Raw genomic sequence first — 22,616 nt, 5'->3', positions numbered from 1 at the left:
CTCGTTCGCGCTACAGCGCTCGCAGGTGGTGGCGGAGCCGCTCTGCCACGGTGGCGGCGTGGGGGGCGCTCAGCATCGTGTAGTGGTCTCCCGGGACCTCGTACCGGGTGAGGGGCCCCGTGAGCCACGTGCTCCAGTCTGGCTCCCCGGACTCGGTCCGCGCCGTGGCGGCCTGGAAGAGCAGCGTGGGCCCCGAGTAGCCACCGCCGGGCACGTAGCCGCGCTGCGCGTCGTAGAGCCGCGAGTGCAGGGCGAACAGGTGCTCCGCGCCATCCAGGTCCAGACCGAGGTCCTTCGCCGGCGCGTTCCGGAGCTGCTCCAGGACGTAGGCGAGTTGCTCGCGTCCCTCCAGACGCCGCAGGCGGTCCAGCTCCAGGGGCAGCTCCTGCCAGGGCAGCCCGAGCGTCCGCGCGAAGAGGGCCAGCATGCCGAGCGGGTCGGCCGCGGGACGCGGCTGGGGCGTGGGCACGGTGGAGTCCATGAGGGCCAGCAGCTCCACCTGCTCACCTGTGAGCTGGAGCTGTCGTGACATCTCCAGCGCGACGAGCCCACCGAAGGACCAGCCTCCCAGCAGGTACGGCCCTTGCGGCTGCACGGCGCGGACCTGGGCGAGGTAGTCGCGTGCCAGCGCTTCGATGGACGCGGGAGGCAAGGCGCCGCCGTCCAGCCCCGATGCGGACAGACCGTAGACGGGCCGGTCGTCGCCGAGCTGTCGGACCAGCTCCGCGTAGCCCAGCACACTGCCGCCGCCGCCATGGACGAGGAAGAGGGCGCGAGCGCTGGAGGTGCCCGCGTCCAGTCGCACGAGGTTGGGGGGAAGCGCGGTGGCTTCCTGCCGCACCCGGCGCGCCAGCTGCTCCACGGTGGAGTGCTGGAAGAGGGCGGCCATGGGGATCACCTGGCCCGTGTGTTCGCGGATGGCCGCCATCAGCCGCAGGGCGAGCAGCGAGTGGCCACCGAGGTCGAAGAAGCTGTCGGTGACGCTGACGCGAGGCACGCGCAGCACCTCCGCGAAGGACCGCGCCAGCTGTTCCTCCAGGACCGTGCGGGGCGCGACGTAGTCGCCGGCCGAGGTCGCGGAGTCGGGAGCGGGCAGGGCCTTGCGGTCGACCTTGCCGTTGGAGGTGAGGGGCAGCGCGTCCAGACGGACCACGGTGGAAGGCACCATGTAGTCGGGCAGCCGCTGCTTGAGGAACGCGCGCAGCTCCGTCACGTCCAGGGATGCGGGCGCGACGACGTAGGCGATGAGGCGCTTGTCGCCGGGCACATCCTCCCGGGCGATGACGACGGCCTCACGCACGGCGGAGTGGGCCAGGAGCGCGGCTTCGATTTCAGCCAGCTCGATGCGGAAGCCACGCACCTTCACCTGGACATCCGCGCGGCCGAGGAACTCCAGCACGCCGTCGTTCCGCCAGCGGCCGAGGTCTCCGGTGCGGTAGAGGCGCGCGCCTGGAGTTGTGGCGAAGGGGTCGGGGAGGAAGCGCTCCGCGGTGAGCGCGGGCTGGCCCACGTAGCCGCGAGCAAGGCCGTCACCACCGACGAAGATTTCGCCCTGCACGCCCGGAGGAACGGGCTGGCCGGAAGCATCCAGCACGTACACCTGCGTGTTGCCCAACGGGCGGCCCAGCGGGACGGAGGCCCCCACCTGAGAGGCCTGCGTGAAGCGGTGACTGGTGGCGAAGACGGTGGTCTCCGTCGGGCCATAGCCAGCGGTGACGGGGATGCTCAACTGCTCCAGCACCTTGCGCACGTGGGGCGCGGAGACGACGTCGCCGCCAGTGAGCACCTGGCGCAGCGAGCGCAGCGCAGGCAGGTGTGAATCCACCACCTGCGTGAAGAGGCCGGAGGTGAGCCACAGCGTCGTCACTCCGTGGTGCACCAGCACCTTCTCCAACTCGTGCGGATCCGTCGGAGGGTGGGCAGGGAAGACGGCCAGCTTCGCGCCATGCAGCAGCGCGCCCCAGACTTCGAGGGTGGAGGCATCGAAGGCGAGAGGGGCCATGAGCAGCAGCGTCTCGTCCGGGCCGAAGCGGGCGTAGTCGACGCCGAAGACGGTGCGCAGCACGGCGGAGTGAGGAGTACCGACACCCTTGGGCCTGCCGGTGGAGCCGGAGGTGAAGTCGATATACGCGAGGCTCAGGGGCAGCGCGCTGGAAGGCGGCGCATGCGCGGGCAGCGCGTCGAGCGACACCTCCTCCAGCACCACGGGCAGCAGGTCCGCGTGAGGCAGCTTCGGCAGAAGCGCGCGAGACGTGAGGAGGACGCGGGGACGGGCGTCTTCCACCATGGCGGCCAGCCGCTCACGCGGATAGGCCGGGTCCAGCGGCACGTAGGCCGCACCGGCCTTGAGGATGGCGACGAGGGAGACGACCAGCTCCAGCGAGCGCTCCAGGGCCACCGCCACCCGCGAGTCGGTATCCACGCCCAGCGAGCGCAGGTGCCACGCGAGTCGATTCGCGCGCTCCTCCAGCTGCCGGTACGTCAGCCGCGCATCACCGAACTCGACGGCGACCTTCTCCGGAAAGCGGGCCACCACCCGCGCGAAGACCTCCGGCAGCGTGGCGCCGCGCGGGTACTCAGCCTCCGTCGCGTTCCATTCCACCAGCACTTGCTGGCGCTCCGTCGGCGTCAGCAGGGACACGGACTCCAGTGGTGCCTCGGGCCGGGCAACGAGCCCTTCCGCCAACGTGCGGAAGTGCTCCGCCATCCTTGCCGCCGTGCGCGGCTCGAACAGCGCGGTGTTGTAGCCCAGGGTCCCCACGAAGCCCTCCGGCGACTCCGCCAGGCTCAACTCCAGGTCGAACTTGGCGGTGGTGTCCTCTACGTCCAGGGGATGCAGCTTCAACTCCTCCCCTCGTGGTGAGCGTGGGGCGGTGGTGTCCCGCAGGGTGAAGAGGACCTGGAACAGGGGGCCACGGCTCGGATCGCGAGCGGGCTTCAGCTCCTCCACCAGCCGCTCGAACGGCAGGTCCTGGTGGGCATAGGCCCCCAGCGCCACCTCCTTCACCCGGCGCAGCAACTGGCGGAACGAACCCCGCCGGTCCACCTGGGCGCGCAGCACCAACGTGTTCACGAAGAAGCCGACGAGCCCCTCCAGCTCGCCATGCTCACGGCCTGCGATGGGCGAGCCGACGGCGAAGTCCTCCTGCCCGGAGTAGCTGGCCAGGAGCACCTGCCACAGCGCGAGCAGTGCCATGAACGGGGTGGCGACCTCCTGCTGGCAGAGGGCCTTGAGCCTCCGCGAAGCCTCCTGCGAAAGGACCACCGGCACCTGGGCTCCCTGGTACGTCTGCACGGCGGGACGAGGCTTGTCCGTGGGCAGCTCCAGCGCGTGGGGCGCACCGGCGAGCTGCCGCTTCCACCACCCCACCTGCTGATCCAGCACCTCGCCCTTCAGCCAGTCCCGCTGCCAGGCCGCGAAGTCCGCGTACTGGAGCGCCAGCGGCGGGAGGGGCGACGGCTGCCCCCGTGAGAACGCCGCGTAGAGCGCTCCCAGTTCCTCGACGAGGACGCGGTTGGACCAGCCGTCCGAGACGATGTGATGCAGCGTGACGAGCAGCACGTGGCGCTGTTCGGAAAGGCGCAGCAGCGTGGCGCGCATCAGAGGCGCACGCGTCAGGTCGAAGGGCCTCCGCGCTTCCTCCAGCGCCAGCCGGCGGACCTCCGCGTCCTGCTCCGCCTCCGGCAGTTGGCGCAGCTCCACCCGCGACACGGTCAGCTCCCCCTGCGCGTGCGGGTGCTGGACGGGCTCGCCGTCTTCGCGCGCATGGAACGTGGTGCGCAGCGCTTCGTGACGGTGGACGAGCTCCCGCAGACCACGGATCAGCGCCTCGGCGTCCAGCGGACCGTCGAGCCGCAAGGCGGCGGGGATGTTGTAATGGACGCTTCCCGGCTGGAGCCGGTCGAGGAACCACAGGCGCTGCTGCGCGAAGGACAGCGGCAGCGGGCCGGTGCGAGCCACGGCCACCAGCGGCGGACGCGGCACCGCTTGCCGGGAACGCAACGCGGCTTCGACCCGCGAGGCCAGTGACTCCACCGAAGGCGCCTCGAACAACGCGCGCAGCGGCAGCTGTGCGCCCGTCTCCGTGCGCACCCGCGACACCACCTGCGTCGCGAGCAACGAGTGTCCACCCAGCGCGAAGAAGTCGTCCCTCACGCCCACCCGGGGCACTCGCAGCACCTGCGCCCAGATGGCCGCCAGCGTCGCTTCCAGCTGCGTGCGCGGTGCTTCGTACGTGTTGCCAGACGTGGGCGCCTCCGGCTCCGGCAGGGCCTTGCGGTCCACCTTGCCGTTGGCGTTGAGCGGCAGCGCCTCCAGCACCACCACCGTCCCCGGCACCATGTACTCCGGCAACCGCTGGCGCAGGTCCGCCTTCAACGCCTTCGTCTCCAGCGCCGCCCCTGGCTTCGGCGCCACGTACGCGACGAGCCGCTTCTCCTCGCCCTCGCCCTTCGCCACCACCACCGCGTCCTTCACGGCCGCATGCTGGCGCAGCGCGGATTCGACCTCGCCCAGCTCGATGCGGAAGCCGCGCACCTTCACCTGGAAGTCCACGCGGCCCAGGTACTCCAGCACCCCGTCCGCCCGGTAACGGACCCGGTCCCCCGTGCGGTACATCCGGCTGCCCGCGGGCCCGTGGAGCTCCGGCACGAACCGCTCCGCCGTCAGCTCCGGCCTCGCCAGGTAGCCGCGGGCCTGGCCTTCTCCCGCCAGGTACAGCTCGCCCGCGACGCCGATGGGCACCGGTTGCAGGTTCGCGTCCAGGACGTACGCCCGCGTGTTCGTCAGCGGCCGGCCGATGTTCGGCACCTCGTCGCGCTCCACCCGCGACACCGTGGAGTACGTCGTGTCCTCCGACGGGCCGTACAGGTTGTACAGCTTGCGCACCGTCGGTACCGCGTACACAGCCTTCGCCAGCGTCTCCGGCAGGGCTTCGCCCGCCAGGTTCACCACGCGCACGGACGGCGGCACCGCGCCCATCCTCACCAGCTGCGCCATCGCCGACGGCACCGTGTTGATGAGCGTGACCTCCGCGTCCGGCCTCGCTTCGGCCAGGGACAGCGCGTCGCGCACCACCACCACGCTGCCGCCCCGGACCAGCGGCGCGAACAGCTCGAAGACCGACAGGTCGAAGTTGAGGCTCGTCGCCGCGAGCACCGCCTTCGTCTCTTCCTCCGTGAACGTCTCCGTCGCCCACGCGAGGAACGCCACCGCGTTCCGGTGCGTCACCGCCACGCCCTTGGGACGGCCCGTGCTCCCGGATGTGTAGATGAGATACGCCACGTTCTCCGGGTGCACTCCCGCCGGGGGCGCCGTCGCGGGTTCACGGTCGAGGTCCGCTCCCCGGTCCAGGCACACCGCCTGCGCCGTGAAGGCGGGCAGGGACGGCAGCAGGTGCGAATGCGCCACCAGGGCCGGGCCGTTCGCGTCCTCCAGCAGCCAGCCCAGGCGATCCTTCGGGTAGCGCGGATCCAGCGGCACGTACGCGCCGCCCGCCTTGAGGATGCCCAGCGTCCCCACCACCACGTCCGTCGTGCGCTCGACGCACAGGCCCACGCGCGACTCCGGCCCCACGCCCAGCTTGCGCAGCCGGTGGGCCAGCTGGTTCGCCCTCGCGTCCAGCTCCCGGTACGTCAGCCGCTGCGCGCCGCTCACGACCGCGATGGCCTCCGGCGTGCGCCGCGCCTGCGCTTCGAAGAGGCGCGGAATCGTCGCGTCGCGCGGGTACTCCGCCTGCGTCTGGTTCCACGTCACCAGCAGGTGGTGACGCTCGCTGGCCGTCAGCAGGGGCAGCCGACCCACGGCTTCGTCCGGCTTCGCCACCGCGGCCTCCAGCAGCGTGCGCAGGTGCTCCACCATCCGGGCGGCGGTGGAGGCTTCGAACAGGTCCGTGCGGTAGCTCAGCGCGCCCTGCAGACCCTGGGGCGTCCGCGCCAGGGCGAGCGTGAGGTCGAACTGGGTCGTCTGCTCGGCCTGCTCCAGGGGCAGCAGCCGCAGCGGCGCGGAGTCGCCGGGCAGGGACAGCGCTTGCACCGGAGCGTTCTGCAGCGCGAGCAGCACCTGGAACAGCGGCGAGTGGCTCAGGCTGCGCCGGGGCTGCAGCTCCTCCACCAGCTTCTCGAAGGGCGCATCCTGGTGCTCATAGGCGGCGAGCGTGGTGGCGCGCACCTGGCCCAGCAGCTCGCGGAAGGGGGCCCTCGCGTCGACGTGCGTGCGCAGGACCAGCGTGTTGACGAAGAAGCCGATGAGCCCCTCCGTGTCCTCGCGCGTGCGGCCCGCGATGGGCGAGCCGAGGGGGATGTCCTCCTGGCCGGAGTAGCGCGAGAGCAGCACCTGCCACGCCGTCACCAGTCCCATGAAGAGCGTGGCGCGTTCGCGCTGGCACAGCGCCTGAAGGGCCTCCGTCAGCGCACCCGACAGGTGCACGGGCACCTGCGCGCCACGCTGGGACTGGACGCGCGGGCGGGGCTTGTCGGTGGGCAGCTCCAGCAGCGGCGGCACCCCGGCCAGCTGACGACGCCAGTACGCCAGGTGGTGCTCCAGCACCTCGTCCTTCAGCCACGCGCGCTGCCACGCCGCGTAGTCGACGTATTGGACGGGAAGGGGAGGCAGTGGCGAAGGCTGGCGCGAGACCTGGGCGCTGTAGAGCGCGGACAACTCCCGCACGAGCACGCCCATGGACCAACCGTCGGAGACGATGTGGTGCATGTTCAGCCACAGCACGTGCGTCCTGGGGGCCAGGCGCAGCAGTGCCGCGCGCAGCAGGGGCCCGCGCTCCAGGTCGAACGGGCGCAGGGCTTCCGCTTGCAGCCGCTGCGTCACGACCTCGTCGGAGACTTCGCCCAGGTCCACCGTCTCCAGCGCGAAGGGCACCGTGGGGAGGATGACCTGCACGGGCTCGCCCTCCCTCAAGACGAAGACGGTGCGCAGGGATTCGTGGCGGGCGATGAGCGCGGCGAAGGACCTCTCCAGCGCGCCCACGTCCAGCGCGCCTTCCACGCGCAGGGCGAGGAAGAGGTTGTAGGCGGCGCTGCCCGGTTCCAGCTGGTCGACGAGCCACAGCCGCTGCTGCGCGAACGACAAAGGCAGCGGCCCCGTGCGCGCGACGGGGACGAGGGGCGGCGGGGGCGGCAGCGCCACCACGCCCCTTCCGCGCAGTGCCCGGAGGACCTCCCGGGCCCGCTGGTACGCCTCCGCCCAGGTCAGCGGGGTGCCCTCGTGCTCGAAGGCGGTGAGGTCCGGATGGAGCCGGGCCTGCGCCTGGAGGAGTCCGTGCAGGGACGCGTCCTCCGCGGTGGCGACGCCAGGCTTGCTCCAGGAGTGCGACAGCAGCTCGCGCTCCTCGAGGGTGAGCATGGGCAGCGCGGAGAGGCGGCGCTCCGGCGCGTGGACGGCGCTGTCCAGCAGCGCGCGCAGGTGGCCCACCATGCGGCTCGCGGTCGCGGCGTCGAAGAGGTCGGTGTTGTATTCGAGCAGGCCCTTCAGCCCGTCGGCGGTGTCGTTCAGGGCCAGGGTGAGGTCGAACTTCGCCGTGCCGCCCCGGGGCTCCAGCGGGTGGAGGCGCAGGCCCGTCGTCAGCGTCTCCGGCATGGGCGCGTTCTGGTACGCGAGCATCACCTGGAAGAGCGGCGTGCGGCGCGGATCCCGCTCCGGCCGCAGGGCCTCCACCAGCTTCTCGAAGGGCACGTCCTGGTGCGCGTACGCACCGAGGGCCACGTCGCGCACGCGGGAGAGCAGCTCCCGGAAGCTCGGGTCGCCGTCCAGCTTCGTGCGCAGCACCAGCGTGTTGACGAAGAAGCCGATGAGCCCCTCCAGCTCCGCGTGGTGGCGGCCCGCGATGGGCGAGCCCACGCAGACGTCCTCCTGGCCGCTGTAGCGCGAGAGCAGCACCTGGAACGTCGCCAGCACCACCATGGAGGGCGTGACGCCCTCGCTCCGGCAGAGCGCCTGCATCGCGTCCGACAGCTCGCGCGGGAACTGGAAGGGCACCACCGCGCCCCGGAAGGTCTGCGCCGCGGGGCGAGGCCGATCCGTGGGCAGCTCCAGCGCCTTCGGTGCGCCGTGGAGCTGCGCGCGCCACCAGCCGAGCTGGGCCTCCAGTGCGGCGTCGCGCAGCCAGTCGCGCTGCCACACGGAGAAGTCCGCGTACTGCACGGGCAGCGGCTTCAGCCGAGGCGCCTGGCCCTCGGAGTGGGCGGCATACAGCGTGGTCAGCTCCTGGAGGAGCACGCCCATGGACCAGGCGTCGGAGATGACGTGGTGCATGGTCAGCAGCAGCAGGTGGTGCCGAGCGCTCATGCGCACCACGAGGACGCGCCAGAGCGGGCCGGCTTCCAGGTCGAAGACCTGCCGTGCCTCATCGTCGAGGATGGAGCGCAGGGCGTGCTCGGCATCGGGCAGGGCGCTCAGGTCCATCCAGGCCGCGGGCAGCGTGGGTGCGGCGGTGATGACCTGGACGGGGCCGGACGCCTGCTCACGGAAGGTGGTGCGCAGGGACTCGTGGCGTTGGAGCAGGTCGCGCAGGCCCGCCGCGAGCGCGGGCACGTCGAGCGCCCCTTCGAGCCGCATGACGAACGGCAGGTTGTACGCGGCGCTCTCGGGCTCCAGCTTCGAGAAGAACCACAGCCGCTGCTGGGCGAAGGACAGGGGCAGGTCGCCGTCGCGAGGCACCGGCTTGAGCGCGGGCACGGACAGGGCAGGGCGCACCGGGCCCTGGGACTCCAGGCGGCGCGCGATGGCTTCCACGGTGGGGGCCGCGAAGAAGTCCGCGATGGACAGCTCCGTCTGGAACGTGCGCCGGATGCGAGAGAGGACCTGCGTGGCGCTCAGGGAGCTGCCGCCCAGCTCGAAGAAGTGGTCCTCGGCGCCGACCGTGCCGGTCTGGAGGACCTCCTCCCAGAGCGTGGCGAGCAGCCGCTCCGTGTCCGTGCGAGGCGGGCGCGTCGGGGTGCGGGTCTGGAACGTGGAGGGATGGGGCAGGGCCTTGCGGTCGACCTTGCCGTTGGAGGTGAGGGGCAGCACGTCCAGCCGTCCCAGCAAGGACGGCACCATGTAATCGGGCAGCCGCTGCTTGAGGAACGCGCGCAGCTCCGTCACGTCCAGGGACGCGGGAGCGACAACGTAGGCGACGAGGCGCTTGTCGCCGGGCACGTCCTCCCGGGCGATGACGACGGCCTCACGCACGTCGGAGTGGGCCAGGAGCGCGGCTTCGATTTCAGCCAATTCGATGCGGAAGCCACGCACCTTCACCTGCGCATCCGCGCGGCCGAGGAACTCCAGCACGCCGTCGTCCCGCCAACGGCCGAGGTCGCCGGTGCGGTAGAGGCGCGCACCCGCCTCACCGGAGAAAGCATCGGGCACGAAGCGCTCGGCCGTCAGCGCGGGCTGGCCCACGTAGCCGCGAGCGAGGCCATCTCCACCCACGAAGATTTCGCCCTGCACGCCCGGAGGAACGGGCTGGCCGGAAGCATCCAGCACGTACACCTGCGTGTTGCCCAGCGGGCGGCCCAGCGGAACGGCAGCGCCCACTTGAGAGGCCTGCGTGAAGCGGTGACTGGTGGCGAAGACGGTGGTCTCCGTCGGGCCATAGCCAGCGGTGACAGGGATGCTCAACTGTTCCAGCACCTTGCGCACGTGAGGCGCGGAGACGACGTCGCCGCCAGTGAGCACCTGGCGCAGCGAGCGCAGCGCAGGCAGGTGTGAATCCACCACCTGGGTGAAGAGGCCCGAGGTGAGCCACAGCGTCGTCACGCCGTGGTGCACCAGCACCTTCTCCAACTCGTGCGGATCCGTCGGAGGGTGGGCGGGGAAGACGGCCAGCTTCGCGCCGTGCAGCAGCGCGCCCCAGACTTCGAGGGTGGAGGCATCGAAGGCGAGGGGGGCCATGAGCAGCAGCGTCTCGTCAGGGCCGAAGCGGGCGTAGTCGACTCCGAAGACGGTGCGGAGCACGGCGGAGTGAGGCGTGCCGACACCCTTGGGCCTGCCGGTGGAGCCGGAGGTGAAGTCGATATACGCGAGGCTCAGGGGCAGGGCGCTGGAAGGCGGCGCATGCACTGGCAGCGCGTCGAGCGACACCTCCTCCAGCACCACGGGCAGCAGGTCCGCGTGAGGCAGCTTCGGCAGAAGCGCGCGAGACGTGAGGAGGACACGGGGACGGGCGTCTTCCACCATGGCGGCCAGCCGCTCACGCGGATAGGCCGGATCCAGGGGCACGTAGGCCGCACCGGCCTTGAGGATGGCGACGAGAGAGACGACCAGCTCCAGCGAGCGCTCCAGGGCCACCGCTACACGGGAGTCGGTATCCACGCCCAGCGAGCGCAGGTGCCACGCGAGTCGATTCGCGCGCTCCTCCAGCTGCCGGTACGTCAGCCGTGCATCACCAAATTCGACGGCGACCTTCTCCGGGAAACGGGCCACCACCCGCGCGAAGACCTCCGGCAGCGTGGCGCCGCGCGGGTACTCAGCCTCCGTCGCGTTCCATTCCACCAGCACCCGCTGACGCAGCTCGGCCGTGAAGGGTGCCACGGTGTCTTGTGGCTGCTCCTTCCACTCACGCGCGACGTCCTCCAGCGGAATCGTTGGCACGGACCGCGTGCGGGACTCCTGCGACCTACGCGGTGCCGGGACCGGTTGTCCCTTCCCCGCGAGTGCCTCGTCGATGAGGCGGGCCACGGCATCCAGCGTGGGAGATTCGAACAGGCGCCGGAGAGGCAGCTCCACCGTGAACGCCTGCCGGATCCGGCTGAGCGCCTGCGTGGCCAGCAGCGAATGGCCTCCCAGGTCGAAGAAGTGATCATGCGCTCCGACGCGCGTGACGCCGAGCAACTCCTGCCACAGCCCCGCCAGCCGCTGCTCGGTGGGCGTGCGTGGCGCGACGTACTCCCGAGGGTCACTCCCCGCCAGGTCCGGAGCGGGCAGCGCCTTGCGGTCCACCTTGCCGTTGGTCGTGAGCGGGAGCGCGGGCAGCACCACCACGGCCGACGGGACCATGTACTCGGGCAGCGCGTTCTTGAGGTCCGCCCGCAGCCCGGGGCCCTGGGCGGTGACGCCGTCGCGAAGCACGACGTAGCCCACCAGCCGCTTGCCACCGGGCCCGTCCTCGCGCGCCACCACCACCGCGTCCCTCACCGGGGGCAGCTTCGCCAGCGCGGCCTCCACTTCACCCAGCTCGATGCGGAAGCCACGCACCTTCACCTGCGCGTCCGCGCGGCCCACGAACTCCAGCGTGCCGTCCTCACGCCAGCGCACCACGTCGCCCGTGCGGTACAGCCGCGCACCCGCCTCGCCGGAGAAGGCATCCGGCACGAAGCGCTCGGCCGTCAGCGCGGGCCTGCCCGCGTAGCCACGAGCCACGCCCACGCCGCCCAGGTGCAGCTCGCCCTTCACGCCCACGGGCACGAGCCCGCCCCGGGCATCCAGCACGTACGCACGCACGTTGGCCAGCGGCCGGCCGATGGAGGGCACGCGTCCGTCCGCCGTGCACTCGGTGAGCGTGGCCATGACCGTGGCTTCCGTGGGGCCGTATGTGTTCAGGAACGTGCGGCCCGGAGCCCATCGCGCCACCACCTCCGGGGGCAGCGCTTCACCCCCCGAGATGACGGTCCGCAGCGCGGGCAGCCCTTCCGGAGCCGTGGCCGCGAGCGTCGCGGGCGTGAGGCTGATGACGGTGAGGGCCTCGTCGCGCAGCAGCTTGCGCAGCGGCTCGCCGGGCATCAGGTCTTCCAGCGGCGCCAGCACCAGCGTCGCGCCATTGCACAGCGTGGTGAAGATCTCCTCCACCGACAGGTCGAACGACAGGCTGGCGAACTGGAGGACGCGGCTGCCCGGCCCGATGCCGTAGGCCGTGGCCTCATGTGCAACCAGGTTGCAGACGCCACGGTGCTCGATGGCGGTCCCCTTGGGCGTGCCCGTGCTGCCGGAGGTGTAGAGCACGTAGGCCAGATTCCGGGGCCCCACGCCGGAGGCCGGAGCCAGGACGCTCTCCCCCGCGAGCCCGTCCCGCTCCGCGTCGAGGCACAGCGCCCGGGCGCGCATCCCTTCCGGAAAGCGCTCCAGCAGCGGAGCCTGCGTCACCAGCACGGAGGCCCCGCTGTCCTCCAGCATGAAGGCCAGGCGCTCACGCGGCAGCAGCGGATCCACGGGCACCCACGCGCCGCCCGCCTTGAGGATGCCCAGCAGCCCCACCGCGACGTCCAGCGAGCGCTCCACGCTCAGGGCCACCCGGGACTCCGGTCCCACCCCCCGCCGTCGCAGCGAATGCGCGAGCTGGTTGGCCCGAGCGTCCAGTTGCGCGTACGTGAGTGCCTGTCCCTGGAACTGGACGGCCACCGCCCCGGGCGTCCGCTGCGCCTGCGTCTCGAAGAGCGAGTGCAGGCAGCGGTCCTCCGGGAAGGGCGCGGCGTTCCCGGCCCACTCGCGCTGGATCCGCATCGCCTCGGCCGCGTCCATCAGCGGCAGCTCCGAGACGCGCCGGTCCGGATCCGCGACCGCGCCCTCCAGCAGCGTGCGCAGGTGCGCGAGCAGCCGCTGGATGGAGCCGGGGTCGAAGAGGTCCGTGCTGTACTCCGCCGTGAGGCGCATGCCCTGCTGGGGCAGCTCCATGGCGATGAGCGACAGGTCCGTCTTGCTGGTGCGGTTGTCCACCGGCTGCGCGTCCAGGACGAGCCCCGGCAGTCGCAGCGGAGGCAGGGGCGCGTTCTGGAGCGTCAGCGCGACCTGGAAGAGGGGATTGACGCTCAGCTGGCGCTCCGGCTTCAGCGCGTCCACCAGCTTCTCGAAGGGCACGTCCTGGTGCGCGTAGGCCTCCAGCGTCGTCTCCCGCACGCGGGCGAGCAGCTCCCGGAAGGACGGCTGGCCGGACAGGTCCGTGCGGAAGGCGAGGTAGTTGGTGAACAGGCCGATGAGCCCTTCCAGCTCCACGCGGCCACGGCCGGCCACGGAGGTGCCCACCACCACGTCCTGCTGGCCGCTGTAGCGCGACAGCAGCACCTGGAACGCGGACAGCAGCACGCCGAAGAGCGTGTTGCCCTCCGTCAGCGCCAGCGCCTTGATTGCCTCCACGAGCGCGACGGGCAGCATCGCGTTGATGCGCGCACCGCGCCCGGAGAGGACCGCGGCGCGGGGCCTGTCCGTGGGCAGCTCCAGCACCGCGTCCGGATCCAACCGCTCGCGCCACCAGCCCAGGTGCGACTCCAGCACCTCGCCGCGCAAGTACTCCCGCTGCCAGGCGGCATAGTCCGCGTACTGCATGGGCAGCGGCGACAGCGGTGAAGGCTTCCCTTCCGCGAGCGCCAGGTACAGGGCGCTCAGCTCACGCACCAGCACGCCCATGGACCAGCCGTCCGTGATGATGTGGTGCAGCTTGAGCAGCAGCACGTGCTCCAGCGCATCCAGCCGGTACAGCACGGTGACCAGCAGCGGTCCCTTCTCCAGGTCGAACGGCTGGCGCGCCTCGTCCGTGAGCAGGCGCTGCAGCTCGGCCTCCCGCTCGGAGGCGGGCAGCGCCTGGAGGTCCACCACGGGCAGCGCCAGCTCCAGCGCCGGCGCGATGTGCTGCACGGGGCGGCCGTCCTGCTCGATGAAGGTGGTGCGCAGCGGCGCGTGACGCCGCACCAGCGCCTGGAGGCTGGCGCGCAGCACGGCCACGTCGAGCACGCCGGAGAACCGCACGCGGACCGGGATGTTGAAGGCCGCGCTGCCCGGGCTCAGCCGGTCCTGGAACCACATGCGTTCCTGGCTGAAGGACACCGGCGCCTGCGTGGGGCGGACCTTGGTGCGCAGCAGCTCGGCCAGACGCGCGCGCTTCTGCTCCGGCGTCATCCCCGCGCCGTTACCTTCTGTCTCAAATGTCCCCATGTATTGAGAATAACCCGTCAGTGAGGGGGGCTGGGGAGAACCCGCCCTCGGCGTTATTCCCGGTTCTTTCGACGCGGCGCACCCGAGAAGATGCGTCGTGAAACAGGGTGACGAGGTCTCGAAACGGGGCATTTTGCCCCGGTCCTCCAACCACCCCGCAAAAAAACAAAGGCAGCGATTTGGGACGGCCCGCGCATCGGGCCGTCCCAACGGAACGCGTTACTTCTTGCCGGCCGGCTTGCTCGCGTCCGGCGCGGCCTGGGGCTTCGGCGGCGTGGCCGTGCCCGGGGTGGGCGGCGGCGCGCCCGGTCCAGGCACGGGCTCGGTGCCGGGCGGCGGCGGCTGGCCATTGGGGACGATGGTCTCCTTCGGGCCGGTTTCGATCTCCGATTTCACCAGCTTGAAGTCCACGCGCCGGTTCTTCGCGCGGCCGAGCGCCGTGTCGTTGGTGGCGATGGGCCGGTCGAACCCGAAGCCCTGCGACGTGAGGCGCTTGCGGTCGATGCCCTTCTTCACCAGGTAGTCGAGCACCGACTTCGCGCGACGGTTGGACAGGTCCACGTTGAGCTGACGCGAACCCTTGTTGTCCGTGTGCCCTTCAATCTGCACCGGCCCCAGCGTGGGGTTCTTCGCGAGCACCGTCGCCACCTCGTCCAGCAGCGGGTACGACTGCTTCTGGATGACCGCGGAGCCCGTCTCGAACAGGATGTTGCCCTTGATGCGGATGCGGTCCGACTCCACGACGACGTAGGGCGGAGCGTCGTACGGGCAGCCGTTGTTCTCCGGCGGGCCGGCCACGTCGGGGCAGTCGTCCTCGCCGTCTGGAATCTCGTCGAAGTCCGTGTCCGGGCAGCCGTCGAAGTCCTTCGGGCCGGGCACCGTGGGGCACTTGTCCAGCGGGTCGACGATGCCGTCGTTGTCGGTGTCCTTCTCCGGCTCCGGCGGGCAGCCCTTGCTCTCCTTCGGGCCGGGCTTGCTGGGGCACGCGTCGTCGCCGTCGGCCACGCCGTCGCCGTCGTTGTCCGGATCCGGGCAGCCGTCCTGGTCCTCGAAGTCGTCCTTGTCCTCGGGCTGCGTGGGGCAGCGGTCGCGCACGTCGGGCACGCCGTCGCCGTCCGAGTCCGGCCCCTCGTCCTTGAAGGTCTTGTCGTAGCGCAGCGCCAGCATGACGCGCAGGGCTTCACGGCCGTAGCCGGTGGTGACGTTGAGGCCGCGGCCCACGTCCAGCTCCACGCCCCAGTCGCCCCACACCTTCGCGCGGGCGCCCACCAGCAGCTCCCACGGCGTCTTGAGCGAATCCGCCTGGTCGAAGTTGAAGGGGCGCGCCAGCGGCGTGCGCAGGTGCATTTCCGCGGTGGCCTTCACCTCGCGCAGCCGGCTGATGTCCGGCAGGTCCACGATGCCGCCCGCGCCCAGCGTCAGCTCGTCGTCCACGCGCAGGTTGAGGTACTGCGCCGCGGGGCGCAGCAGCACACCCGCGTTGCCCAGCACGCGCACGGGTCCCAGCTTCTTCTCCACGGCCAGGCGCGGGGCGAACACCACGCCGCGCTCACCCGTGAAGCTCTGGGCGCTGCCGGTGGGCAGCCGCACCTCCGCCACCAGCGCGAGCCCCAGCGGGAAGCGGTCCGGGTTCAGCAGGCTCACGCGCGGCAGCACGCGGATGTCGCCCAGCGTGGTGCCGCTGACGCCCGCGGCGCCGGGGAACTCCGGCGAGTTCAGCGCGTCCCCCAGGAGCGAGAAGTTGTCGCCCTGGATGAGCGTGAACGGCAGGTCCACGCCCAGCTCCAACCGCTCCAGCAGCTGGTAGGAGAACAGCAGGTGCGCGTCCAGCCGGTACGGGATGAGGTCCCCCAGCTTCTCGTCACCCAGCTTCAGGGCGAGGATGCGCCAGTTGAAATCCAGGAGCAGCGCGCCCCGGTAGCTGCCCACCGGTTCCACGGTGGCGCCTTCCAGGGCAATGCCGCTGGACTGCGCGGCCGTCGGTTTCACCGGGACGGCGTCGAAGCCTCGGGCGAAGGGGTCGGGTTGGGCGTGGGCCGCTGCCGTGGTGAGCAGCAGGCCCAGGACCGCGAGTCGCAGGGCCGCGCCGCACGCGGACCGGCTCCACGAAGGTTCGGAGTCGGGGCATTGCATACCGAGGCTCTTAGCACCCACCCACTCTCGCCGGAAGAAAACCCACCCCTCGGCGTGCGAGCTACAGCCTCATGCCATTTCTACAAACCCCGGGCGTGAGTGGATCCGCGCCGCGTCCTGTCGGTTACGACACACTTTCCGGAGGGCCTCCGGTTTCGCGGCGCGCGTGACGCCGTTCGAGCAGCGACAAGAAGGGCCATGAACCGGTGGCTCCTGTGGGGTTGTGTCCTGGTGGCGGGCTGCGGCGCCCGCGAGGCGAACGTGCGGCGCGACGCGCTGCCCGCCGCGGCACCTGAAGGCACGGTCGTCTTCGAGGGAAGCTGTGACGCGTCCGGCGCGGTGGAATTGGGCCAGGGCCTGTTCGTCGTGGCGGACGACGAGGACAACATCCTGCGCGTCTACGATTCACGGAAGGGCGGCCGTCCGCTGCGCACGGTGGACCTGTCGCCGTCGCTGGAATTGCCGGTGAAGAAGAAGCCGCCGGAGACGGACATCGAAGCGGGCTCGCGGCTGGGCAACCTGGCCTTCTGGCTCACGTCGCATGGCCGCAACAGCGCCGGCAAGAAGCAGCCCGCGCGCCTGCGCTTCTTCGCCACGAGCGTGGAAGACCCCGAGCACGTCCAGCTCATCGGCCAGCCGTACACGCGGCTGCTGGAGGACCTGCTCGCGGATCCAAGGCTCGCGCCGTACGGGCTCGCGCAGGCGGAGCCGCTGCCGCCCAAGGAACCTGGAGGGCTCAACATCGAGGGCATGACGGCGATGCTGGACGCGCCCGGGATGCTCATTGGCTTCCGGAGCCCGCTGACGCAGGACAAGGCGCTGGTGGTGCCGCTGCTGAACCCGGAGGCGGTGGTGCGCGACGGTGCGTGCGCGCGCTTCGGGCCGCCCCGGTTGCTGGAGCTGGGCGGGCTGGGCATCCGTTCGCTGTCGTCGTGGCGGGGGCGCTATCTCATCATCGCGGGGGCCACGGCTTCCGAGGCGCGCTCGCGGCTGTTCACCTGGAAGGGCGGAGACGACGCGCCGGTGCCGGTGACGTCGGTGGACCTGTCGGGCGTGAACCCGGAGGCGTTCTTCACGCCGGACACGTCCGACGACATCCTGCTGCTCAGCGACGACGGCACCGTGGAGGTGGAGGGCGTGGAGTGCAAGCGCCAGAAGGATCCGGCGCTCAAGCGCTTCCGCGGCGTGTGGACGGCGTTGCCGCAAAGCCCCTGAGCGCCGGAACGGGCGCGGACGTCAGCGCTCCATGAACTGCGCCGCCGGGAGGACCTGGATGGCGTCCGGGCGCACCGGGAGCTTCTGCTGGATGATGAGCTCATCCAGCTTGAGCAGCTCCGGTGGCTTGGGCGACGCGTAGGTGATGGGCGACGGCTCGCCGGACTTCAGCTTCTGCGCCAGCCCCTGCGCGTCCTCCGTGACGAACACGAATGCCAGCTTCTCCGGCGCCAGCTGCCGTTTCACGGCGGCCTGCACGGACTGCGGCGTCATCTGCGTCAGCGCCTCGCGGTAGGCCTCCAGGAAGTTCGGCGTGCCGTAGTAGAGCGAGTCGATGGCGTAGCCCAGCCGTCGCTGGTCGGTCTGCTCCCACAGGCGCGTGTAGCCCTGGAGGAAGCCGCGCACCAGGTCGAAGCGCTCCTGGGTGAGGGGCTCCTTCGACATCCGCTCCAGGAAGAACACCGCGCCGCGCGTGGCGAACACGCCGTTGGCGGGCACCACGGGCCGCAGCCAGAGGGACACGTCCTGCTGCGTGCGCACCAGGTTGGTGCGGTTGAACGTGCCGTTGCCGCGGTCCTCGATGAAGTGCTCGGCGTAGGCGTAGTCGCCGTAGTTGAGGCCGCGCTGTTCGCGCAGCTCGTTGAAGAGCACGCCGATGAACTGGCGGTGCTCGCCCAGGTTCGACAGCGCGAACGCCACCGGGAAGAAGTCCGGGTTCCCCCGGCGCATGGGCGTGACGAAGCCCATGCTCACGGCGGTGGAGAGCGTGGGCTTCTGGAGGATGAGCGTGCGCCCCGCGGAGGACTTCACGGTCGGCAGCTCCACCCGGGGCGCGCCCTTGGCGGGCAGCGCGCCCAGCCGCGAGGTGAGGGTCTGCTGGAGGTTCGCGTCCACCGGCCCCGCCAGGCCGATGACCAGCCGGTCCTGGGTGAACACGCGGCGCGCGTGCGCCTTCACGTCCTCCAGCGTGAGGGACTGGAGCCCCTGCACGGTGCCGCCGGTGAAGTGGGCGTAGGGGTGTCCCGCGTAGAGCAGCGCGTCCAGGCCCACCTTGCCCAGCGTCTCGTCGTCCTCGCTGCGCAGGCCGTTGCGCACGGCATTGAGCGCGTTGGCGCGCAGGCGCTCGAACTCCGCGGGGTCGAAGCGCGGCTGGAGCAGCGTGTCCGTGAAGAGCAGCAGGAACGCGGGCAGGAAGTCCTGGTGGACGCGGCCGGAGAGGGTGGTCATCTCCTTGTCGGTGAAGACCTTGAGCTCGGCGGCCATGGGGTAGAGCGCTTCCAGCAGCTGCGCGGCGGTGAGCCGCTGCGTGCCGCCCTCCGCCATCAGCTTCGCGGTGAGGGCGGTGAGACCCTCCTTGCCCTTCGGGTCATCGATGGAGCCCGTGTGGAAGACGAGCCGCAGGCTGACGATGGGCGTGTCCCCCCGGGCCTGCACGACGAGCTGCATCGGCGGCGGCTCCTTGAGTGGCACCGCGGGCACGTCGCCAGGCTCGGGCGGTGGCGGAGGGGGCTCCCCGGGCGGGTTCCCCGGCGGCGTTTCAGGAGGCTTGTGGTGGGCGCAGCTGGCGAGGGACAGCGCGGCGGCCAGGATGAGTGACACGGTAGCGCGGGTCTTCATCACGGCGTCCCTCCGGCGGCGACGGCCTTGGGGGTGAGGGTGAGGACGGTGAGGTTGGTGTCCTTGAGGTACTTCCTCGCGAACAGGGTGAGCTGCTGGGGCGTCACGCTGCCCAGTTGCTTCAGATAGCTGGCGAGCGCGTCGGGGCGGCCCATCACGCCCGCGTAGAGGGCCAGGTCGATGGCCACGTCGCGCGGCGTCTCCATGTCCATCAAGAGGCCGTAGCGCAGGTGGTCCTGGATGGCCCTCAAGCGCACGGGGTCCACCGGGGCGCCGGTCACGGCCGTCACCTCGCGGCGCAGCACGGCGTCCACGGCGGCGCGGTGCTGTTCGTCCTGGAGGGTGGCGTCGATGAGGAAGAGGTACGGGTCGCGGTGGGGCGTGGTGGAGGCATCCAGCGATTCGACGTACTGCTTCTCCAGCACCAGCTCCTTGTACGCGGGGCTGGTGTCGCCCACGAGGTACTCGGCGAGGATGGACTGGATGGCGGCGTCCGGCGTGTCCGCGCGCGCGGCGGGACTGTGCCACGCGAGCACGTGGCGAGGCTGCGTGGGCTGCGGCCAGTCCACGTGGACGGAGCGCGCACTCGTCTGCTCGGGTTCGGTGGGGATGATGACGCTGGTGGGCTGGCGCTGCCATCCGCCGTAGGCCTTGGTGACCTGGGCGACCACCTGCGCGTCGTTGAAGTCACCGACGATGAAGAGGGTGGTGTTGGCGGGGGTGTACCAGCGCTCGAAGAACGAGCGGCTGTACGCATACGCCTTGGGCATCGCCTGGATGTCTTCGTAGAAGCCGAGCGTGGTGTGCTGGTACGTGTGGCGCTTGAAGGCCGTCTTCGCCAGGGCCTCCTCCAGCTTGAGGTCCGGGCCCGCGGCGTTCTTGTGGTACTCGCCCAGGACGGCGAGCGCCTCCGTCTGGAAGGCCGGCTCGGAGTACTCCAGGTTCTGGAAGCGGTCGGCCTCCAGCGCGATGAGCTTCTCCAGGCCGGCGGTGGGGCCGTACACCTGGTACACGGTGATGTCGTCGGTGGTGAACGCGTTGTCGTCGAAGCCGAAGCCGCCGAGGATGCGCTCGCGCTGGCCCTCCGGGTTCGCCTTCGTCCCCTTGAACATCATGTGTTCGAAGAAGTGGGCGAAGCCGGTGCGGCCGGGCTCCACCTCGTTGCGCGAACCCACGCGCACGGCGGTGACGTACGCGACGATGCCGGGCGAGTTGAACGGCACGCGCACCACGGTGAGCCCGTTGGGCAGGCGCGTGGTGTTCAGCGTGTAGGGGAAGAAGCGGGAGGCGTCTGGAGGCGGCTCCGCGGACGCCGGGAGCACCGGCATCAGGAGCAGCAGCAGGAGGGGCAACAGGCGGCGCATGCGCGGACCCTTTCAGTGCTGGGAAAGGGAGGGACGTTACGCCGGAGGTAGGCCGGGGGTGGGCGGCTTTCTGGACGCGTGTCACCTGCGCGCCAGAGCGGGGCCTCACACGGTGATGACGATCTTCCCGAAGTGGCCACCGGACTCCATGTGGCGCAGGGCCTCGCGAGCCTGGGCGAAGGGGAAGACGCGGTCGATGACGGGCCGCGTCTTCTCCCGCGACATGGCCTTGAGCATGTCCTCGAACATCTCGCGACTGCCCACGTAGGTGCTGATGACGCGCAGGTGTTTGCTGCTGGTGGCGCGGGTGTCCGGCTTGCCAGGAGCCCCGGTGAGCAGGCCGATGAGCGCGATGTGGCCGCCCGCCTTCGTGGCCGCGACGGAGCGGGGCAGCGTGCCCGCGCCGCCCACCTCCAGCACGTGGTCCACGCCCTGGCCGCCGGTGAGCGTGAGGACGGCCTGCTCCCAGTCCGGCGTCTGGCAGTAGTTGATGAGCCCGTCGGCGCCCAGCTGCTTCGCGCGCTGGAGCTTGTCGTCCTGGCTGGAGGTGATGATGACGCGAGCGCCGAGGAGGCGGGCGAACTGGAGGGTGAAGATGGACACGCCGCCGGTGCCCTGGGCGAGCACGGTCTGCCCGGCCTTGAGGCCGCCCTGGGGGACGAGCGCGTTCCAGGCGGTGACGGCGGCGCAGGGCAGGGTGGCGCCCTCCTCGTAGGAGAGCCAGTCCGGCAGGAGGGCGAGCCCCTCGGCGTCCAGGCAGACGTACTCGGAGAGCACGCCGGGGATGCTGCCGCCGAGCGCATGGGCGACCCGCTCCGGGGTGCGCTCGCCGTCGGTCCAGACCTGGAAGAAGGTGGGGGCCACGCGGTCGCCCGGCTTCACGCGGGTGACGCCGGGGCCCACGGCGACGACCTGGCCGGCCCCGTCCGAGCAGGGGATGAGGGGGAGCTTCAGGCCGGGGTAGGTGCCGCGGGTGATGATGAGGTCGCGGTAGTTGAGGGAGACGGCGTGGATGCGGACGAGCGCCTGGCCGGGGCCCGGCTGAGGCTGGGGCTTCTCCACGAGGGACCAGCTGGAGGAGCCGGTGGTGTGCTGGAGCTCGTACGCCTGCATGGGGGAGTGCCTCCGGGGGCTTGCCCGAGAGGCAAGCAGGGAAGGAGATGTTGCCGGAGCGACCTGCGAGCAATCAGGAGGATTGACGGAGGGCGTTCAGCGGTTAATGTAGGTCGAGTGCGGAGCAGCGGTGGCCGCATGACGTACATCGAACCGGGGGCGACCTGGCTTCGACGGGGGCAATGACGTTCGAGACGCGTGCCGAGCTTGTTGGGTGCTCGTAAAACTTCCGACAACAACACAAAAGCCAACGACAACGTTGAGCTCGCGCTGGCTGCCTAACTAGCAGTCTCTAGTGCGCGGTCCCCCTGCTCTCGGTCCGTGGGGTGGGGATGGGCCGTCATAATGCGGACTGGTCGCCAAGGGTGCCTGGGCCCGAGGTGACGAGATCTTTCCAGGACCGGCATCGGGAATCCCGTCCGTGGGAGTCCAGGTGACGTAGCAAATCGCGGACTACGCACGTAGGGTCGAAGAGCCGACGGCTTTCGGACGAGGGTTCGATTCCCTCCGCCTCCACAGTGAAAGAGCCTGGCAATCCAGTACGGGTTGCCAGGCTTTTTCTTTGGGGTGTGGAGCCCCGTTCCACTTGCGCGAGCTACCAGTAGAACGGCTGCAGCGGCATCCGGGTGAGCTCTGCTTCATCCACGTAGGTGCCACCGCGCCAGACCCGATACAGTTCCCGGTAGCGGCTGTAGTCGTTCTCGATGGCACGCGAGCTTTTCATGAAGTCCGCCATGTGCCGCTCCGCGAGGATGCGAGCTGCCTTGGGGGCCCGGCATCCCTCCTCTTCCATGACCTGCTCCATGAGCATGACCAGGTAGAAGGGGGAGGCGAACTTCCGCCCCCGGCGCCCTTCGCCAATCAGCTGGTTGAGGGCAGAAAACGCCTCATGCCGCCGGAGGAAGCGCACGGCCTCGTGGAAGGCGGGGGCTCTCGTGGAAATACCTGGAAATTCCTTGGCCAGTCGAGCGAGCTCCCGGACGGCCTCTCGTCCCGGCAGTTTGCGCGCGTGCTCCTCGATGAGTGCCAACACGGCTCTTCCACGCGCGATGGACTCATCGGTGATGCCAAAAGTCATCGTGCCGCTACCCAGCATGCGGGCACTGATTTCAGGTCCACCGCCACCTACTTCGAGAGCGCTGTCTGTGGGCTGTCCCATGCCCACAGGATGCATAGCGCCCGTCTGCCTTGGCTAGGGGCTGTCCCTGATTAACGCAGCCAGAGAAGCATGGAAGCGACGTGGAGGACAGCGAGGTAGCAGGTCGCCGTCTTGTCGTAGCGGGTGGCGGCGGCGCGAAAGCGCTTGAGGTCGTGGAAGA

At 70.6% G+C, this 22,616-nt stretch carries 7 protein-coding genes and 1 other RNA gene; 2 read left to right on the top strand and 6 right to left on the bottom strand.

Going from position 1 to position 22,616, the window contains the following annotated elements; all coding sequences use genetic code 11:
• Nucleotides 1-10 precede the first annotated feature (10 nt).
• The gene (locus D7W79_RS03210; RefSeq protein ID WP_158616876.1) at nt 11-13,819 is read right to left on the bottom strand and encodes a non-ribosomal peptide synthetase; all 13,809 of its coding nucleotides are present in this window, start codon (nt 13,817-13,819) and stop codon (nt 11-13) included.
• Between the two features lie 255 nt (nt 13,820-14,074).
• A complete protein-coding gene (locus D7W79_RS03205) occupies nt 14,075-15,988 on the bottom strand; it encodes an OmpA family protein (RefSeq protein WP_244221566.1) in 1,914 nt (637 codons plus the stop codon).
• Between the two features lie 198 nt (nt 15,989-16,186).
• On the opposite strand from D7W79_RS03205, the gene D7W79_RS03200 reads away from it, so the two are divergent.
• Nucleotides 16,187-17,203, top strand: coding sequence for a DUF3616 domain-containing protein (locus tag D7W79_RS03200; protein ID WP_120523847.1), 1,017 nt, complete (start codon nt 16,187-16,189; stop codon nt 17,201-17,203).
• A gap of 21 nt (nt 17,204-17,224) precedes the next feature.
• On the opposite strand, the gene D7W79_RS03195 is transcribed toward D7W79_RS03200, so the two are convergent.
• The 3 genes from D7W79_RS03195 to D7W79_RS03185 form a co-directional block, all read right to left on the bottom strand.
• A complete protein-coding gene (locus D7W79_RS03195) occupies nt 17,225-18,820 on the bottom strand; it encodes a M16 family metallopeptidase (protein ID WP_120523846.1) in 1,596 nt (531 codons plus the stop codon).
• A complete protein-coding gene (locus tag D7W79_RS03190) occupies nt 18,820-20,184 on the bottom strand; it encodes a M16 family metallopeptidase (protein ID WP_120523845.1) in 1,365 nt (454 codons plus the stop codon). Before D7W79_RS03190 ends, D7W79_RS03195 begins: the two co-directional genes overlap by 1 nt.
• 105 nt (nt 20,185-20,289) lie before the next feature.
• The gene (locus D7W79_RS03185; RefSeq protein WP_120523844.1) at nt 20,290-21,297 is read right to left on the bottom strand and encodes a zinc-dependent alcohol dehydrogenase family protein; all 1,008 of its coding nucleotides are present in this window, start codon (nt 21,295-21,297) and stop codon (nt 20,290-20,292) included.
• Between the two features lie 155 nt (nt 21,298-21,452).
• Between D7W79_RS03185 and ssrA the strand changes: the two genes are divergently transcribed.
• Nucleotides 21,453-21,816: a transfer-messenger RNA gene (ssrA, locus tag D7W79_RS03180) on the top strand.
• Nucleotides 21,817-21,892: 76 nt separating this feature from the next.
• Here the strand turns inward: ssrA and D7W79_RS03175 are convergent.
• Nucleotides 21,893-22,393 carry a hypothetical protein gene (locus D7W79_RS03175; protein ID WP_120523843.1) on the bottom strand — a complete coding sequence of 167 codons (501 nt, stop codon included), beginning with the start codon at nt 22,391-22,393 and terminating at the stop codon, nt 21,893-21,895.
• Nucleotides 22,394-22,616: the final 223 nt, after the last annotated feature.

The sequence above is a fragment of the Corallococcus exercitus genome (genome assembly GCF_003611585.1).
Taxonomy (GTDB): domain Bacteria; phylum Myxococcota; class Myxococcia; order Myxococcales; family Myxococcaceae; genus Corallococcus; species Corallococcus exercitus.
Note: the sequence above shows the minus strand (reverse complement) of the source record. Positions and strands in the feature narration are given on the sequence as shown.

Excerpts from the sequence above, each read along its gene's own strand:
- D7W79_RS03210 (WP_158616876.1), bottom strand. The coding sequence starts at position 13,819 with ATGACGCCGGAGCAGAAGCGCGCGCGTCTGGCCGAGCTGCTGCGCACC.
- D7W79_RS03205 (WP_244221566.1), bottom strand. The coding sequence starts at position 15,988 with ATGCAATGCCCCGACTCCGAACCTTCGTGGAGCCGGTCCGCGTGCGGC.
- D7W79_RS03200 (WP_120523847.1), top strand. The coding sequence starts at position 16,187 with ATGAACCGGTGGCTCCTGTGGGGTTGTGTCCTGGTGGCGGGCTGCGGC.
- D7W79_RS03195 (WP_120523846.1), bottom strand. The coding sequence starts at position 18,820 with ATGAAGACCCGCGCTACCGTGTCACTCATCCTGGCCGCCGCGCTGTCC.
- D7W79_RS03190 (WP_120523845.1), bottom strand. The coding sequence starts at position 20,184 with ATGCGCCGCCTGTTGCCCCTCCTGCTGCTGCTCCTGATGCCGGTGCTC.
- D7W79_RS03185 (WP_120523844.1), bottom strand. The coding sequence starts at position 21,297 with ATGCAGGCGTACGAGCTCCAGCACACCACCGGCTCCTCCAGCTGGTCC.
- D7W79_RS03175 (WP_120523843.1), bottom strand. The coding sequence starts at position 22,393 with ATGCTGGGTAGCGGCACGATGACTTTTGGCATCACCGATGAGTCCATC.